At 68.8% G+C, this 13900-nt stretch carries 10 protein-coding genes and 2 pseudogenes; 7 read left to right on the top strand and 5 right to left on the bottom strand.

Annotated features, from left to right (window positions below; translation table 11 throughout):
• The first annotated feature begins 353 nt into the window (after positions 1-353).
• The 4 genes and pseudogenes from OG747_RS34235 to OG747_RS34220 all read left to right on the top strand — a co-directional run bounded on the left by OG747_RS34235 (position 354) and on the right by OG747_RS34220 (position 5410).
• Positions 354-1466 (top strand): ABC transporter substrate-binding protein, encoded by a 1113-nt coding sequence (locus OG747_RS34235; RefSeq protein WP_405883226.1) that lies wholly within the window; start codon positions 354-356, stop codon positions 1464-1466.
• A 148-nt stretch (positions 1467-1614) separates the two neighbouring features.
• A pseudogene (locus OG747_RS34230) lies at positions 1615-2618 on the top strand (IS5 family transposase).
• Positions 2619-2713: 95 nt separating this feature from the next.
• Positions 2714-3886: an IS701 family transposase gene (locus tag OG747_RS34225; protein WP_331745029.1), complete on the top strand. Its 1173-nt coding sequence runs from the start codon at positions 2714-2716 to the stop codon at positions 3884-3886.
• Positions 3887-4240: 354 nt separating this feature from the next.
• The gene (locus tag OG747_RS34220; RefSeq protein ID WP_405883225.1) at positions 4241-5410 is read left to right on the top strand and encodes an IS630 family transposase; all 1170 of its coding nucleotides are present in this window, start codon (positions 4241-4243) and stop codon (positions 5408-5410) included.
• Between the two features lie 50 nt (positions 5411-5460).
• Here OG747_RS34220 and OG747_RS34215 read toward each other — a convergent pair.
• Positions 5461-5997, bottom strand: a pseudogene (locus OG747_RS34215) (IS630 family transposase); the annotation flags it as partial.
• A 122-nt stretch (positions 5998-6119) separates the two neighbouring features.
• Here OG747_RS34215 and OG747_RS34210 point away from each other — a divergent pair.
• From OG747_RS34210 to OG747_RS34200, 3 genes are all read left to right on the top strand, one after another.
• Positions 6120-6380: a hypothetical protein gene (locus OG747_RS34210; RefSeq protein ID WP_405883224.1), complete on the top strand. Its 261-nt coding sequence runs from the start codon at positions 6120-6122 to the stop codon at positions 6378-6380.
• Positions 6381-6425: 45 nt separating this feature from the next.
• Positions 6426-6950 carry a transposase gene (locus tag OG747_RS34205; RefSeq protein WP_405883223.1) on the top strand — a complete coding sequence of 175 codons (525 nt, stop codon included), beginning with the start codon at positions 6426-6428 and terminating at the stop codon, positions 6948-6950.
• Between the two features lie 177 nt (positions 6951-7127).
• Positions 7128-9017: an IS4 family transposase gene (locus OG747_RS34200; protein WP_405883222.1), complete on the top strand. Its 1890-nt coding sequence runs from the start codon at positions 7128-7130 to the stop codon at positions 9015-9017.
• 326 nt (positions 9018-9343) lie between these two features.
• Here the strand turns inward: OG747_RS34200 and OG747_RS34195 are convergent, their stop codons facing one another.
• From OG747_RS34195 to OG747_RS34180, 4 genes are all read right to left on the bottom strand, one after another.
• Entirely contained in the window at positions 9344-9838 is a 495-nt protein-coding gene (locus OG747_RS34195; protein ID WP_405883221.1) for a hypothetical protein, read from the bottom strand.
• A gap of 133 nt (positions 9839-9971) precedes the next feature.
• Positions 9972-10898, bottom strand: a complete 927-nt coding sequence (locus OG747_RS34190) for an ROK family protein (protein WP_405883220.1) — start codon at positions 10896-10898, stop codon at positions 9972-9974.
• Entirely contained in the window at positions 10895-12640 is a 1746-nt protein-coding gene (locus OG747_RS34185; protein WP_405883219.1) for a class I mannose-6-phosphate isomerase, read from the bottom strand. The genes OG747_RS34190 and OG747_RS34185 overlap by 4 nt, the downstream gene beginning before the upstream one ends.
• Positions 12637-13713 carry an aldo/keto reductase gene (locus tag OG747_RS34180; protein ID WP_405883218.1) on the bottom strand — a complete coding sequence of 359 codons (1077 nt, stop codon included), beginning with the start codon at positions 13711-13713 and terminating at the stop codon, positions 12637-12639. Before OG747_RS34180 ends, OG747_RS34185 begins: the two co-directional genes overlap by 4 nt.
• Positions 13714-13900 lie beyond the last annotated feature (187 nt).

Below are 13900 nucleotides of genomic sequence, written 5' to 3'. Positions count from 1 at the left end.
CGCTGGTCACGTCCAGGGCGGCAACCAGGGAAGCCGTGCCGTGGCGCCGGTACTCGAACTCCTGGCGGGCTAAGTGGTCGGCTCCGGAAGTCCTTCGGGGGTTGACGCGAGGTCAGGCCGTGTGCGGAGTGCGGATCGCAGGTTCGGTCCGGCGAGATAGAGGCCGCAGGTGCAGTCCGGGCACCTGAACAAATAATCGGTTGCCTGTTGGCGATGGTGGTGGATGCAATGTCCGGCATGATCACGCAGGTGCGCCCGCCACGGCGAGATGAGATGGACGCGTACCACCGGGTCTTGCCACTCGGCGATCTGGGCAACCTGCGACCGAGTTGTCACGAGGGAGACGCCCACGCATGAATACGCCACCACCGGCATCTGAAACGGGGCGGACTGACGGATCATCAGTCCAGATCGGCGCTCTCGTTCCGCTTACCCGGCCTGGCTGGGTCGAGGCAGGCCAGCACTTGCTCGCTGGACTCGAGCTGGCCGTTCGCGAAGTCAATGACGCCGGCGGGATCGTCGGAAGACCACTCGAACTGGTGGTCCGAGACACCGCAGCTGATCCACAGAGGGCCGCGGCGGCCGTGAACGAATTGGCCGGCCTGGGCGTGGCTGCCTTGGCAGGGGAGTATCACAGTGTCGTCGCTCGCGCCGCTGCCGCCAGGGCCGACGCCCTCGGCCTGCCGTTCCTCTGCTCGTCAGCGGTTCTCGACGCGCTCACCGAACAGCCAACGGAATGGGTCGCGCGCCTCGCCCCGCCGCAGTCCCGCGGCTGGCAGATCTACGCAGACTTCCTCCTCAGCGCGGGCCACAGCCGAATCGCCGTAGCAGCCCAGCCGAGTGTCTACTGGGCATCTGGGACCCGCATTCTGCGGGACTACCTCGCTCCACGCGGCGCCACCGTCATCGAACTCGATATGAGCGCGCTCACCCCCGCGGCCGTGTGCGACGAACTGGTCGACAATCGCGCGACAGCCCTCCTTCTTCTGGTCGGCCACCCGGAGCCGGCCGTGCCGATCGTCAAGTCGGTCCGGCGCGACCAGCGCCTCGCCGAGATCATGATTGGTGCTCCGGCCGGGCAACCGGAGTTCGCCGAATGGGCGACGTTGCTGGGCGACGACAGCGCCGCGATCCCGTTCTTGCGCTACCTGCCCGAGCGCCTCAGCCCACTCGGTGCACGAGTCGAGACGGCCCTCCGCGAGCGGCTGGCCGAAGCGCCCTCCTTCGTCGCCTTCGAGGGCTACGACACGGTCGCCGTCCTCGCCGATGTGCTGCGTTCTCACGACGCGGACCGGGCGCGCATTGCCAAATCCTGGCCGCGCGTTGCAGTCGAAGGCACCCGCGGGCAGATCCAGTTCTCCCGCAGGCCAGGCATCAGCGTTTGGCAATGGGCTAGGACGCCAATCCAAGTCGTTGATCGAGATCCGGCGGAACCCCGTCGCTTTCGGATCCTTCACGCCAGCTGAGAGAGCACGGAGGTCCAACTGCCCAGATCTGTCCGAACTTGAGGCTGTCTACCTGTCTACGTGTGCCGGCGCTAGGGCGCGTATCTGGTTTCGATCAATCTGCCGGATCTGGCCCGCGCGGTGGGGTGGATCCGGTAGATCGTCGTGTATGACGCGTGCGCAACTGACTGATGCCGAGTGGGCGTTGATCGAGCCGTACCTGCCGGTCGGCGAGCGGGGTCCGTACCCGGAGCGGCTGCGGCAGCAGTTCGAGGGAGTGATCTGGCGGTTCAGGGCGGGTGCGCAGTGGCGTGAGGTGCCGAGTGAGTTCGGCGCCTGGACGACTGTGTCCAACCGGTTCCGGCAGTGGCGGGACGCCGGGGTCTTCGAGGCGCTTCTGGAGGGGATGATCGCGGAGGCCGCGAAGCGGGGTGAGGTGGACTTGTCCCTGGTCAGTGTGGATTCCACCACCGCCCGGGCTCACCACGACGCTGCCGGGATGCACCTCGGTCAAGAGGTCATGGCCGCCCTGGAGAAGGCGGCCGCCGAGGAGGAGAATGCCCGCCAAAAGGTGGCAGTCCGGAAGGACAAGACGGGCAGGGTGCTTTAGCTGATCCCGAGCGGGAGGAACGGCGACGTATCCGGCGCCGGCACAAGGCCCGCCTGAAAGCAGCCCTGCTCGGACGCTCGAGGGGCGGGCAGACCGGCAAGATCCACGTCGCCGCCGACCGCAAGTGCCGCCCGCTGGTCTTCGTCCTGACCGCCGGCCAGGCGGCGGACAGCCCGCAGTTCATCCCGGTACTCAAGAAAGTCCGGGTGCCCGGGCCGGTCGGCCGCCCCCGGACCCGGCCCGACGCTGCTGCCGGCGACAAGGCCTACTCGTCCCGCGGCAATCGCTCCTACCTGCGCAAACGACGCATCAAGGCGGTCATCCCGGAGAAGAAGGACCAGGCCGCCAACCGCAAGAAGAAGGGCAGCCGGGGCGGCCGGCCCGTCAGCCACGACACCGCGCTCTACAAAGAGCGGAACACAGTCGAGCGTCTGATCAACAAGCTCAAGGCGTGGAGAGGCATCGCCACCCGCTACGACAAGACACCCAAGAGCTACCTCGCCGGAGTCCACCTGCGCGGCTCGATGATCTGGATCAAGGAGCTCGCGCGGGCCACCCCTTGATCAAAACCAGATACGCGCCCTAGTACTGCAACCGCATCTGGGGTGACGATCAACGTTGCCTGTCGTTGATGTGACTGTGTGCTGATGCGCTGACGATCGAGCAGGTCGAGTCGTGGTCCGAGGGGATAGCCGGGCTGCATGCCCGGTTCGCCCACCGTTTCGGCAGGTCCGAGCCGCGTGAGCGAGCACTGGACTACCTTCAGGGACTGGTCGCACCGCTGGAGAAGAAGAACGGCTGGACGCTGGCCGAGCAGGTCGGCCAGCTCCGCCCGGACGGTGTCCAGCGCCTGCTCAACCTCTCCGACTGGGACGAGAACGCGGTCCGTGACGACGTCCGTGACTTCGTCGTGGAGACCATCGGCGCCAAGGACGCGGTCCTGATCGGCGATGACACCGGCTTCCTGAAGAAGGGAACCAAATCCGCCGGTGTCCAGCGCCAATACTCGGGGACTGCGGGCCGCACGGAAAACTGCCAGATCGGAACCTTCCTGGCCTACGCCTCGGCACGAGGACGCGCCCTGATCGACCGCGAGCTCTACCTCCCGGCCTCCTGGGCCGATGACCGGGACCGCTGCCGGGCCGCCGGCATTGACGACGAGGTCTGTTTCGCGACCAAGAACGAGCACTTCAGACGGATGCTGCAACGCGCCATCGACGCCGGTGTCCCGTTCGCATGGGTGACCGCGGACGAGGCATACGGGCAGGTCAAGCACACACGATTCTGGCTGGAGCAGCGCAAGATCGCACACGTGATGGCCACCAAGGTCAACGACACGGTGGTCACGACCGACTGGGCCGAGGTCCGGGTCGACGAGCTGATCGCCGCGCTGCCCCGGCAACGCTGGAAGCGACTGTCAGGCGGGCCGGGCGCGCACGGCGAACGCGTCTACGACTGGGCGCGCGTCGCGATCCGCCCCTGCTGGGAAGACGGCTTTGGGCACTGGGTGCTGGCCCGCCGCAGCGTCAGCGACCCCACCGAGATCGCCTACTACGTCTGCTACGGACCGGCCTCCTCTCGACTGAAAGACCTGGTCAAAGTCGCCGCAGCGAGGTGGGCGGTGGAGGAGTGCTTCCAGACCGCCAAGGGCGAGTGCGGCCTGGACCACTACCAGGTCCGGCTTTATCGGGCCTGGTACCGGCACATCACCCTGTCGATGGCCGCACTCGCCTACCTGACCGCAGTCCGAGCCCAAGAAGCCACAAAAGGGGCGGCGCAGACGACGAGCAAGACCTCATACCCCTCAGCGTCCCGGAGATCCGCCGGTTGATCGGGCACCTCGTCATCACGCCCCGCCACCACACCAACGAACACCATCTGAGCTGGTCACGCTTCCGTAGACGCAGCCAGGCCCGAGCCCGCCGCTCCCACTACAAACGTCGAGGCCACAACCCCCAGATGCGGTTGCAGTACTAGCCCGGGGCAGCCCAGAGAAGGCCAGCAGTCGGACCGGCATCAAGATCAATCTCAGCGCCAACGACTCGGACCGCAGGGCCGGTCCGTCATCGTGCAGGCCGCAGGCGCAGTCCAGGGCATCGTTGGGCGAACCAGCGACGCCACAGCGGCGCGGCAGGCTGCACAACTGTCAGTGATCCACTTCGCGAGATCGGCCGTTCCTCCTGCCATGCGCATATCCTGCGCCCGCCCCGTGCTGCTGACTGCCGCCGAGCGCGAGCGGCTGAAGAAGTTGGCCCACGGTCACAAGACCGAGTACCGGCTGCGGGTCCGCGCGCAGGTCGTCCTGCACGCGGCGCGGGGACACTCCAACGCGCGCATCGCCCGCGAGACGGGTCTGCACCTGGACACGGTTCGCGCTTGGCGGGGCCGGTTCGCCGCCGGCGGGCTGCCGTCCCTGGCCGACCGCAAGCGCTCAGGGCGCCCCGCCCGTTTCACTCCCGTGCAGGTCGCCGAGGCTAAGGCGCTGGCCTGCCAGTTACCCGCCGAGACCGGCGTACCGCTGGCGCGCTGGTCGTGCCCGGAGTTGGCTGCCGAGCTGACCGCGCGCGGGATCACCGATACCGTCTCCGCGTCCACGGTGCGCCGCTGGCTGCGCGAGGACGCGCTCAAGCCCTGGCAGTACCGGTCCTGGATCTTCATCCGCGACCCAGACTTCCGCGCCAAGGCCCAGCGTGTCCTGGACCTCTACGCCCACACGTTCGAGGGTGCCCCGCTGGGCGAGGACGAGTACGTCCTCTCCAGCGACGAGAAGACCTCCATCCAGGCCCGCTGCCGCTGCCATCCCACCCTGGCCCCGGGCCGGGCCCGGGCGATGCGCGTCAACCACGAGTACGGCCGCGGCGGCGCGCTGGCCTACCTGGCCGCCTACGACGTCCACCGCGCGAAGGTCTTCAGCCGCTGCGAGCCGAAGACCGGCATCGTGCCCTTTATGGCCTTGGTCGCCCAAGTTATGGCAACCGAGCCCTACGCCAGCGCGAAACGCGTCTTCTGGATCGTCGACAACGGCTCCTCCCACCGGGGAAAGAAGGCCATAGACCGTCTGACCAAGGCGTTTCCGAACGCAGTCATGGTCCACACCCCCGTGCACGCCTCCTGGACGAACCAGATCGAGATCTTCTTCTCGATCGTCCAGCGCAAGGTCGTCCGACCCAACGACTTCACCGACCTGACCCAGGTCCGGAACCGGATCCGAGCATTCGAAGACCGCTACAACGCCACGGCACAGCCATTCCAGTGGAAGTTCACCACCTCCGACCTGGACGATCTACTGGCCCGGCTCGACCGACACACATCCGCCGACCGACAAGAAGAATCCTCCGCCGCCCTGGCAGCCTGATCAACCCCCGAAGGACTTCCAGCGCTGACCACTAAGTGGCCAGGGGCGGCGGGACGCCCGGGATACCGGCGCGAGCGGGCGGCGATCGCGGTCTTCTCGTCGACCGAGAGCACCACCGCACCCTCGGGCGGGTCGAGGTAGAGGGCGCACACGTCCGCCGTGCGTTCCCAGAAGTCCGGGGTGTCGCGGCGGGTGAGCCAGCCGCGGACCTTGTGCGGCTTCAGGTCCAGGTCCGCCAGGATCCGCCCGACCTGCGAGGGCGAGACCGGCGCGAAGCAGGTGCCCGCAACCTGCGCGACGATGGTCCGGTGCGACCATGTCGCTTCCGGATGCGGTGGTGCGATGGTGGCCGTGGCCACGATCGCCACCTGCACATCAGGCCCGTAGATTCTCGGCCGTCCCGACCGCTCGGCATCCCGCAGCGCGTCCAGGCCGCCGGTGGCGAACCGGCCCCGCCACTTGCGCACGGTGTTCACGCTGACCTGCAGCTCCCGGGCTATCGCACCGTTGGCACGCCCGTCCGCCGCCGCGAGCACGATCCGAGCCCGCAGCACCGCCCGCACCTGGGACTTCGGCGAGCAGGCCATCCGTATCAGCCGCTCGCGGACCTCCCGGTCCAGCACCACCGCGACCGCCGTCCCCACCCGTCCTTCACCCTGCACGGCAGACGATCACGGCGGCCCGGTGCCACACCCGGCAGGATGGGCCCGTGTCGAAGAGCCCTCCCGAATCAATGCAGCACCACCTGCGCCAGCGCCTGAACACCCACGCCCAGGCCCGCTGGCCGCAACTGGCCCGCATCGACGTCCGCTTCCGCGCCGGATTCGCCTACGGGCTGCTGGAGTACCTGGAAGCCCTGAACACCACGCGGCGCACGGTGCGCTACACCGTCGGCTGGAAGATCACCGATGACGACGAGAAGGCGATCGCCCGCCTGCCCGAGGCCGCCGGGGAGACCTCCGTGCACTAGGACGGCAGTCTCCAAGAGGGCTACTTCGTCGCCGAGTTGACGGGGGTGAACACCCGTGAGGGCTGGCCGGAGGGCATGCGGCTGATCGTGCGCCGGGTCCGTCCGACCCGGCGGCACCGGAAGAAGCTGACCGCGTTCGAGCAGAGGACCGGCTGGCGCTATTGCATCACCGCGACCAACATCGGCCGCATGTGGGGCATCGCCGGCTCGGGCCACGCCCAGTTCCTGGACGTGCTGCACCGCTCCCATGCCGGCGTGGAGGACCGGGTGCGCACCAACAAAGCGATGGGGCTGGGCAATCTGCCGTCTGCCTCGTGGGAGGTGAATCGCGGCTGGATGCTCGCTGCGAACCTCGCCGCCGATCTCGACGCATGGCTGCGGCTGCTGGCCCTGCACGACATCGACGACCTGGCCGACGCCGAGCCGGACACTATGCGCTTCCGCCTCTACCACCTGCCCGCCCGCCTCGCCGACCACGCCCGCCGCCGCTTCCTGCGGATCGAGCGGTCCTGGCCCTGGGCCAATGCCCCGCAGTTAAGCGGAATCAGCGCTGGTCAACTCGTTGGTTGAGCGGTCCCTCGGCAGGAAGGCCTCGGGTCCAGGACGGTCAACCTTCCGGGAAGGACTGTCGATCATCGACCGGATCACATCAACGGCGGGTCAGGGACTCCTCTTGTCCTGACAGACGAACGGAACCCCTGGTAGAAGCAGAGAAAACGACCAAGAATTCCTGCTCCGGGAGCCCCGTTGCCCGATCAGTGTGCCACCACCACGACGACTCGCACCATCATGACCGCGTCGGGCATCTACGCCCCCGGGCACCTGGGAGAGCTGACGCAGTACATGCCGTTCGAGCTGGTCGAGGACGTGCTGACCCAGACTCGCAGAGTTCAGCGGCGGCTGCGCCTGCTGCCCTCTCGAGTGGGGGTGTACTTCGTCTTGGCTTTGACGCTCTTCCCCGCCCTGGGCTACGCACGGGTATGGGACAAGCTCGTCGCGGGCCTTCCGCTTCACCTGCGCATCCGCCCGTCGGAACGCGCGCTGGGCGAGGTGCGCCGCCGCCTGGGGCCGCTCCCGTTCAGGATGCTGTTCGAGGTGGTCTCCGGATCGCTGGCGCCGCCGGAAACGCCCGGAGTGTGTTATCGGCGCTGGCGCACGGTGGCCTTCGACGGCTGTAGTTCGATCAAAGCCCCCGACCGTCCGCGTCTGCGGACGGTGTTGGGCAAGTCACGCAATCAGCAGGGTGACGCCGGCTACCCGGCGCTGCGGCTGACCGCGCTGTGCGAGACCGGGACCCGTGGCCTGCTCGCAGCGGTCTTCGGTTCCTGCTCGGTGGGTGAACTGGCATCTGCTACCGCCCTGTTAGGTCATCTCAACCCCAGGATGCTGTTGCTGGCCGACCGAGGCTTCGATGCCGATACCTTCCTGAGCTCGGTGAGCGATACCGGCGCCCAATACCTCGTTCGCCTCCGATCGAGTCGCCGCCCCCTGATCGAGACCGTTCTGTCCGACGGCTCCTACCTGACACACCTAGGCGGACGCCCGGTGCGCATCATCGTCGCCACGGTTACCGCGACCTGCGCCGACGGCAAGAAGGTGAGCGACTCCTATCAGGCGACCACCTTGCTCGATCCCGTCAACGACCCCGCCGGCGTACTGGTCCGCCTCTATCACGAGCGATGGGAGGTCGAGTCCGCCTTCTACGCCCTACGCCACACACTGCAGGACGGCCGGGTCCTGCGTTCGTGTGATCCGGCCGGACTTGAGCAGGAGCTGTGGTCCAGTCTCATCGTCTATCAGCTCCTGCGCCGGGCGATGACGGACGCCGCACTGGGGTGCCCCGGTACAGACCCCGACCGCATGAGCTTCACCGTCGCCCTGGAAAGCGCCCGCAACCAGGTGACCACCGCCTCCGGCATCGACGGCTGCGAGATCGATCCCATCGCTCCCGGCACCATCGGCGGTGCCGTGCTCACCGCTCAGATGCCCCCGCGGCGCCCCCGCCTCAGCATCCGCAAGGTCAAGTGCTCAACGTCCCGTTACGCGGGCAAAGCCGACGGCGACAGGGCAATGACCAGCACAAACGTCGTCCGTCTGTCCATCGATATCTACGACGGCCACGTCGCCTTCCCGAGCGCACCCACCTACACCCCCGCCCAGGACGAACAGCTCACAGCCTCCCGCTCCCGGCGCAAAGAACAGGTCATCCAGCTCCTGCAGAGCATGCCCGCCCGCTCCTGGACAGCCCGCGAGATCGCTCATTCCCTCGGCCTCCCCAAGCACAGCGTCATCGCAGGTCAGCTCTGCCAGTGGGCGCTGTCCGGAGTACTGGAACGGACCGCTCCCGGCGCCTACATCCTGACCCACGCGTGGGCCGATCCAGCCCACCCAGGACGCGCCGGACACACGGCGAGAGAACGCACGATCGCCCTCCTTCAGGCACATCCTGGACGATCATGGAAGGCCCGCGAAATCCTGCACGCCTTGGACTTTCCACCCTCCCGACACCGCAGTCTGGTCAGCGAACTCTGTCGCTGGGTCCACCAAGGCGTCATCGAACGCAGCGGACCCGGCGACTACACCCACACCCAACATGCCCAAAAATCGCCCCAGTTGACCAGCGCTGATTCCGCTTAACTGCGGGGCATTGGGCCCTGGGCCAGGGCGTTCACCACCTGCTGGCAGCGGCTCACCGCCCTCCCAGCTGTCACCTGACGACCGGATCACCAGCCCGACGAGACAAGGAAAGGAGCAGACCTGCACGCCCTCCGGGTGCCGTGGAACCCCGGCGCAGCCGCAGCGACACGCGAAGGCCCCGCCCGCGATCACGCGGAACAAACAGGGCGAACCGACGACCCGATCATGCACTCACGGCTGTTGAAGAATCGAGGTTAGCCCTGGGTATTCAGCGGAATTAGGTGATCTGAGAGGGCATTTAATTTAGGAAGATCGCCCTGTTTGCCCTAGTAGGTACCTCGCCAGGTGGGTGTGGTCGGCATCGCCAGCGGTGAACAGCAGCGGCGCTCGTCGCCGGTTGCAGAGGTTGATTTTCGTGGCGGCGCGGGGATTGAAGTCGGCGAAGGCCCCTGGAAGGGCACACGTGCCGATCCGGGCACCTCACAGCGCTCATAGACGGCCGCGGATTCCTCTTCGCTGAGGGTTTTGGTGAAGCCGTAGTGGAACTGACTCGGCGTCAGCGCGATGGCCTTGTTCTTGTTGGCGGTGTTGCCCAGGACCGGCCAGGCCGACTTCAGGGTGGAGAACGGCAGCGGGAGCACGCCCTTGACGGGGGCCGAGTCGATGGCGCCGCCGAAGGAATGTCCGATGATCACGTGCGCCTCGGGGTCGCGTCTGATCTCTTCGACCTCGCAGTCAAGGCCCGGCCAGGACGGGGCGATGACCCGGTGGCCCTGCACCGGGTAGCGCTGAGCCCACTTCTCCCAACTGCGTGAGGTCATCCAGAGCCTGTGGATGAGCACGACCGAGTCGGCCGCTACACCGACTGACTCGCCCGCGGACATTCAGTGGCATAGGCATGCCGCTGACGAAGCCTGGCATTCCCCTCGCAAGCAGTGCGGCTGCGCGAGCCGCTCAAGGCGTTCGCAGGTGGCCGCGCGCCGCTACGTGGGCAGCCATCGCTGCTCCGATCAATGCGGCGTCCCGCGGATTGGCCGCCTGCCGTACTTCCGGCAGCGGCGGCCCGGCAGTCCGCAGGCCGCGGGTGAAGGGGTCGGCGATCAGGTCCCAGGCACCGGTGATGGAGCCGCCCACCACCAGCACGGAGGCGCCGAAACCGATGATCCACGGGCCGAGCGCGCGGCCCAGGGCCGCGAAGGTCTCGTCCAGTGCGGCACGGGCCGGGCCGGACCCGGCCCGTGCCTGTTCGGCCACGTCGCGCACCCCCGTCACCGGGGCCGCGGCCTTCGGCCCCGACAGAGCCGTGAACCGCCGGACGACGGCGCGGCTGGACACGGTGTCCTCCAGCGGTCCCCCATCGACGCGCAGCAGGTCGACACGGCCTTCGGGGGGAACGTGTGGGCCGGAGCAGACGAGCCTTCCATCGCGGAGGAAAGCCGAGCCCACCCCGGTACCGAGCGTGATTCCCACGGCGCGGCGGTGTCCCGCCGCAGCTCCGACGGCGGCCTCGCCCAGCAGGAAGGCGTGGGCGTCGTTGACGAAGGCCGCGGCGGTCATCCGCTCCCCGAGGGCGCCCCGGAGCGCCTGGCCGAGATCCATCCCGTACAAGGCGTCGAACTTCCCGACGCCGCGGTACCACGCCACCCCTGTGGCGTAATCGAAGGGGCCGGGCAGGGCGATGCCCCAGGCGGAGGCCGCTGTGGGCAGCAGCGCCGCGCAGCGGGCGACGCGGTCCACGATCTCCCGTGCGTCGCCCTGGGGCGCGACGGGCATGCGTCGGTGCGTGCCCGGCCGGATCACGCCGGCAACCGGGTCTACGAGGGCGGCCGAGACATGGCTGCCGCCGAGTTCGAGGACGGGGATCTCCGCGGGGAGTCTCACCGGAGCAGCGCCTTCACCACCCGGGCGCCACCCGCCCCCAGCGGTGTGAGGGTGTAGCCCCCCACCGTGGCCGGCAGGACCACCGTCTCGGCGTAGGCCAGTCGCAGGCGGTGCCCGCTGTGGGTCTCGATCAGGGCGCCGCCGCCTTCGACCACGTTGAGGATGTGAAAGCGGTCCATGGTGTCGTCCTCGACGCGGCTGCCGGGGCCGAGCACGGTGCGCCGTACCTCGAAGAACATCTCCGACAGGGAGCCGATGACCTCCTCGCGCCACCCGTGGCCCTCGCGCAGGGTCCGTGGGCGCTGGATGAGGGTGTCGGGGACGGCGGCGCCCGAGCGCTCGCGGTCGAGGTTACGGAAGGCGTGGTCGACGTGGACGGGGCGCTGCGCACCCTCGGCGTCCTTGCGGAGCCAGTCGTAGAAGCGCAGCGAGTACAGGTACGGGGTGGCGCTGATCTCCAGCACCACGTTGCCGCGCCCACTCCCGTGCGGTGTGCCGGCGGGGATCAGGAACAGCTGGTGTGCCTCTGCGGGGAAAGCGCCCACATAGCGCTCGATGTCGAAGGGCCGGCCGTGCTCGTTCGCCGCATGCGCCTCGCTCTCGAAACGCTCCAGGTCGGCGCCCTCGCGTAGTCCGAGATAGACCTTGGAGTCCTGGCCGCCGGTCATCACGTAGTAGGTCTCGTGCTGGGTGTAGGGCCAGCCGAACACCTCGCACATGTACTCGGACCGGGGGTGGCAGTGGACGGAGAGGCTGCCGCCGTCGACCGTGTCCAGGTAGTCGAATCGCAACGGGAAGGAGGTGCCGAAGGTGCGGTGCCCGGGTTCGCCCATGATCTCGCGGGGGTGCAGGCCGACCAGTACCTGGAAGGGAACCTCCACCTGGGCCTCGGGGCCGTCACCGATCAGCACACCGGATTCGGGGGCGATGAGTTCGTAGCCGAGGGCGGTGTTGCGGGCGTGGGGGTTCATACCGAGGGTGCGCTGGGCCCAGTGGCCGCCCCAGGAGGTGGAGTTGAAGGTGGGGCGGGTGCGGAAGGGGCGGGTGGCCAGCTGGGCGGCGGTGCGGCGCAGGGTCTCGCCGTCCAGGGAGGCAGGGCTGTGGGCGTCCTGCAGGTCGAGCCAGCGGTCGATGCGGGGCGCGAGGGTCTCTCGGTGCCGGTCCAGCAGCGGCCAGTCGATGTAGAACAGCCGCTTGGTGGTGGCTGGTCCGGTGCCCTCGGGCTGGCCCAGGTTCCGGCCGGTGCCCGCGGTGATGGCCGCTTCCGCGTGACGTTTGGGCAGGTCGGCGTACCACAGGACATCGTGCGGGAGGAGCGCCGCGCCGGGGCCGAGGACGATGGCGAAGCCGGCGCCGGGACGCGGAGGGCGGGGAAGGCCGGCGAAAAGGTCGGCGAGGGTGCCGTCGGCGAGGGGAGCGAAGTGGGGGTCGTCGGGGAGCCGGGCGGAACGGGTCGCCTTGTCGATCACCTCCCATGGAGCGAAGTGGTCGCGTACGTCCAGGAAGGCCAGGGGCAGGCCCAGTTGTGCCGCCGCTTCGCGCAGGCCCCCGGCGACGGCGCTCCAGTCCAGGATGGCGGGCCCGTCCAGGGCGAGAACGCCCGGTCCGTCCGGCAGAGCGGTGAGGGCGGGGGCCCACCCGCGGTCGACCGTGCCGCCGCAGGGGGACTGGCGGGGGGTGGCGTCGTAGGTGGGAACACCGGCGGGAGGCGTCATGGTGGGGTCTGCTGCTTCCTTGATCATGGGGCGGATCGCGGGACGGACCACGGGGTGCTGCCGGGGATGGCCGCTGAAGTGCCGAAGGTCAGGGGAACTGTCGAAATCGCCGCCCAGTCCTCCGGGCTCAGGTCCTCTGCCGCCCGGCGGGCGGCGGACCGTGCCTGCGCCGCCGAGCGGGCGCCGGCCACGACGCAGGCCACGGCCGGGTCGCGTAGCGGGAAGCGCAGGGCGGCGTGCGGCAGGGCGACCTGCCGTCTTACGCAGACCTCGGCCAGGGCGCGTGCGTCGCCGAGCACCGCCGCGGGGGCGGGTCCGTAGTCGAAGAACGCGTCGTTCGATGGCCAGGGGGTGGCAAGCACGCCGGAGTTGAAGGGAGCGGCGGCGATCACCGAGACTCCGCGTTCGGCACAGAGGTCGAGCAGCGGCCTGGCGGAGCGGTCCACGAGTGTCCACCGGCCGGCCACCATGACGGCGTCCACGTCGGTCTCGGTGACGATCCTCATCAGGGGGGCGACGGTGTTCATCCCCGCCCCGATGGCACCGATCACGCCCTGGTCGCGCAGCTCCGCCAGGGCGGGCAACGCCTGATCGATAGCGGTGTCCATGTGGTCGTCGGGGTCGTGGACGAGGACGAGGTCGACCCGGTCCAGCCCGAGCCTGCGCAGGCTGCCGTCCAGGCTGCGCAGGACTCCGTCGCGCGAGTAGTCCGGCTGCCTGGTGAGCGTGTCGGGTACGGCGAAACCACCGACGGGGACGTCGGAACCGGTGCGCGCGGGGTTGGGCACCAGCAGCCGCCCCACCTTGGTCGAGACGGTGAACAGCGCTCGTGGCCGGCCCGCCAGGGCGGCGCCGAGGCGGCGTTCCGACAGCCCGAGGCCGTAGTGCGGCGCGGTGTCGAAGTACCGAACGCCGCACTCCCAGGCGGCGTCGACGGTGGCCTCGGCCTCCGCCTCGTCGAGTGGGGAGTGGAGGTTGCCCAGGGGCGCGGCACCGAGGCCGAGGCGGCTGACGTGGACGTCGGTGGCGCCGAGGCGGCGGGAGTCGGAGTGTCGGCGGTGCGGATCGCGGGGTTCGCTGGGGTGGGCGTAGTGCTTCAACGGCTGCGCCTCTCGGTGGCGTTGGAGCCCGATACTTCCGAGGCATCTGCTTCATCCGGCGCGAGGACGATACGTATGAGGTCGCGATCGACGCAACGGCCGGAACCAAAGAATCGATTCTGTCTGCGAATACGGCGTCACTCGACCACAAGCGGAGGAATTCCCTCGACCAGATGCTTCCCATCCA

Origin of the sequence: Streptomyces sp. NBC_01384 (assembly GCF_045040035.1) — a bacterium.
GTDB lineage: Bacteria > Actinomycetota > Actinomycetes > Streptomycetales > Streptomycetaceae > Streptomyces.
Note: the sequence above shows the minus strand (reverse complement) of the source record. Positions and strands in the feature narration are given on the sequence as shown.

What these genes read in the sequence shown, in the direction of transcription:
- OG747_RS34220 (WP_405883225.1), top strand. Translation starts at nt 4,241, where the DNA reads ATGCGCATATCCTGCGCCCGCCCCGTGCTGCTGACTGCCGCCGAGCGC.
- OG747_RS34185 (WP_405883219.1), bottom strand. Translation starts at nt 12,640, where the DNA reads ATGATCAAGGAAGCAGCAGACCCCACCATGACGCCTCCCGCCGGTGTT.
- OG747_RS34195 (WP_405883221.1), bottom strand. Translation starts at nt 9,838, where the DNA reads ATGACCTCACGCAGTTGGGAGAAGTGGGCTCAGCGCTACCCGGTGCAG.
- OG747_RS34235 (WP_405883226.1), top strand. Translation starts at nt 354, where the DNA reads ATGAATACGCCACCACCGGCATCTGAAACGGGGCGGACTGACGGATCA.